This is a genomic window from Micromonospora sp. KC723 (assembly GCF_004348595.1).
Classification (GTDB): Bacteria; Actinomycetota; Actinomycetes; order Mycobacteriales; family Micromonosporaceae; genus Micromonospora.
On sequence record NZ_SMKD01000262.1, the window covers coordinates 1 to 2,401 of the forward strand.

3 protein-coding genes and 1 pseudogene are annotated in these 2,401 nt (G+C 75.5%); 1 reads left to right on the forward strand and 3 read right to left on the reverse strand.

What is annotated here, in order from left to right; all coding sequences use genetic code 11:
* The coding region (locus tag E1165_RS28475; protein ID WP_371687412.1) for a GDSL-type esterase/lipase family protein at positions 1 to 755 on the forward strand (755 nt) is incomplete at its 5' end.
* Positions 756 to 887: 132 nt separating this feature from the next.
* On the opposite strand, the gene E1165_RS28480 is transcribed toward E1165_RS28475, so the two are convergent.
* From E1165_RS28480 to E1165_RS28485, 3 genes and pseudogenes are all read right to left on the reverse strand, one after another.
* On the reverse strand, positions 888 to 1,655 hold the full coding sequence (locus E1165_RS28480; RefSeq protein ID WP_371687413.1) for an EcsC family protein: 768 nt from the start codon (positions 1,653 to 1,655) through the stop codon (positions 888 to 890).
* A gap of 35 nt (positions 1,656 to 1,690) precedes the next feature.
* On the reverse strand, positions 1,691 to 1,840 hold the full coding sequence (locus E1165_RS29320; RefSeq protein ID WP_165945356.1) for a hypothetical protein: 150 nt from the start codon (positions 1,838 to 1,840) through the stop codon (positions 1,691 to 1,693).
* Positions 1,841 to 1,907: 67 nt separating this feature from the next.
* A pseudogene (locus tag E1165_RS28485) lies at positions 1,908 to 2,401 on the reverse strand (peptidase M23); the annotation flags it as partial.

Below are 2,401 nucleotides of genomic sequence, written 5' to 3' on the forward strand. Positions count from 1 at the left end.
GGTCCCCCCCACCCGGCCTGCCCGCCACCATGGCCGCGCTGGGCGACTCCGTCAGCACCGGCTTCGGCTCCTGCCTGACGCTCACCTCCTGCCGGCGCAACTCGTGGTCCACCGGCGACGGCATCCGGGTGCAGAGCCACTACCGCCGGCTGCTCGACGCCAACCCGGCCATCCGCGGCCGGGCCCGCAACCACGCCGCTCCCGGGGCGCGCGCCGAGGCCCTCGCCGGCCAGGCCGCGGCCGCCGTACGCGACCGGGCCGACTACGTCACGGTGCTGATCGGCGCCAACGACGCCTGCCGGGGCGGGGTCGACCGGATGACGCCGGTGGAGACGTTCCGCAGCCAGGTCGACCGAGGGCTGCGGGTGCTGCGCGAGGGCCGGCCGAAGGCACGGGTACTGGTGGCCAGCATCCCCGACCTGCACCGGCTCTGGGAGATCGGGCACACCGAGCCACAGGCGGTCCGGGCGTGGCGCGCCGGGATCTGCCCGGCGCTGCTGGCGAACCCGACCTCCACCGCACCGGCCGACCGCGCCCGCCGGGCCGCCGTCCGGCAGCGGATCGACGCCTACAACGCCGAGTTGAAGGCCGCCTGCCGGGCGTACGGGTCGCGCTGCCGGCACGACGGCGGTGCGGCGCACCGGGCCCGGTTCACCCTCGCCGAGGTCAACGCGCTGGACTGGTTCCACCCCAACTCGGCCGGGCAGAACCGGCTCGCCGAGGTGACCTTCCCGGCCGCCGGCTGGCGGCTCTGACCGTCGCGCAGGCGTCGGTGGCGTCCACCGGAACACCGGGATCGACCGCCACCGGCCCGGGTGGTCGGCGCCGCCCGCGCCGGACGGCGCCGCCACGCCCCCGTGACGGGACGCGGCGGCGCGGACGGCGGGTCAGGGACGCCGGGGCTGCGGCAGGCCCGGCCGCCCGGCCCGGTACAGCGCCCGGGTCCGCTCGGCGAGATCCTTCGTGGCCGAGGAGTTGGCCCAGGTGCCGAGAATGATCGCGGCACCGGGGACGACCTTGGCGAACATCCGCTTGGCCGCCCGCACGCCGGCCATCCGCGCCAACCGGACACCGAGTTGCAGCATCACCCGGCCCAGCGGGTGCTGCGCCGCGTGGCCGAAGAGGGCCCCGGCCCGTTCCCGGCCGGCGGCCACCCCGAGGGCCAGCCGGGCGGTCTCCGCGACCTTGTGCACCTTCTGCAACACCAGCAGGTCGGTGGCCCGGTCCGGATGAACCGGGTCTGCGCCGTACGCCGCGGCGATGTGCAGCACCATCCGGGCCTGGGTCCAGGCCAGCACGCCGACGTCGATGACCGCGCCGGGCAGGCCGGCCGCCCCGGAGACCGCCCCGGAGAGGCGGGCCCGGTTGACGAACCTGCGGACAGCCTGGTCGGCGAGCTCGTCGGCGGTGACGTCGGCCCGCTCGGCGCGGGCCCGTGTGGCCCACTCGGCGGCCTCCGGCCCGAGCCGGCGTACCGCCTCCAGGGCGAGGTGTTCCGGCGCGTACTGCGGGTCGTCGCGCATCCGGTCCCAGAGCGTCGCGGGCGGCGCCTCGGGGGCGTCCGCCGCGGCGGCCGGGGCGGCTGCCGGCGCCGGGGTGGCCGGCAGCGGGATGGAGGCGGTGGGCCCGTCGTCGACGGGCGCGGCGTCGGTCACAGAGGCTCCCGGTGTCGAGGGCGTGGGCGGGGCGGTCAGCGACGGCGGCCGGCGGAGAGCCGGTTCGCCATCTGCTTAAGCCTGGCCTTGTTCTCAGGCTTGGCCAGCTCGCGCCGACCCCGGTCGACGAGCTGCTGTCCCTTCGGGGACCGCAGGAACGCGCTGATCCGCTGCACCAGTGACATGTCGTCCTCCGTTCGGTGTCCTCCCTCATGTGTACCCCGAACCGGCAACCGAACCGTCGGATTGGGATCAGCCGAGTACGGCGTCGACCACCTGGGTCGCGCGCCACTCGTGCTGGGCGTACGCGTCGGGGAAGCCGGAGATCTGCACGGCCTGGGCCGCGACGGTCAGCGGCAGGTCCTGCCAGCCGGGGATCTGCAGCAGCACGGTGAGGAACGCCCGGGTGGCGTACTCCGGGTCCATCAGGTCGGCGACGGTGCCCCAGCCGCTGCTGGGCCGCTGCTGGAACAGCCCGACCGAGTCGTGGTCCCAGCCGATGGCCTGGTGCGGGTAGTTCTGCGACTCGGGCAGCACCGCGCTGGCGTAGTTGTAGAGGGTGCTCTCCTGCATGGCGGTGGCGACCGCGATGACCAGGGCCCGCCGGGGCGCACCCATCTTCCGTCCGGCCTTGACGATCGCGATGGCGTTGTCCATCTGCGCCCGGTCCAGGCCGGCCACCGGGGCGATCACCCTCGGCTTCGGCTTGGCCTTGGGCTTCGCCCTCACCTTCTTGGCGGTGGCGG

Excerpts from the sequence above, each read along its gene's own strand:
- E1165_RS29320 (WP_165945356.1), bottom strand. The coding sequence starts at position 1,840 with ATGTCACTGGTGCAGCGGATCAGCGCGTTCCTGCGGTCCCCGAAGGGA.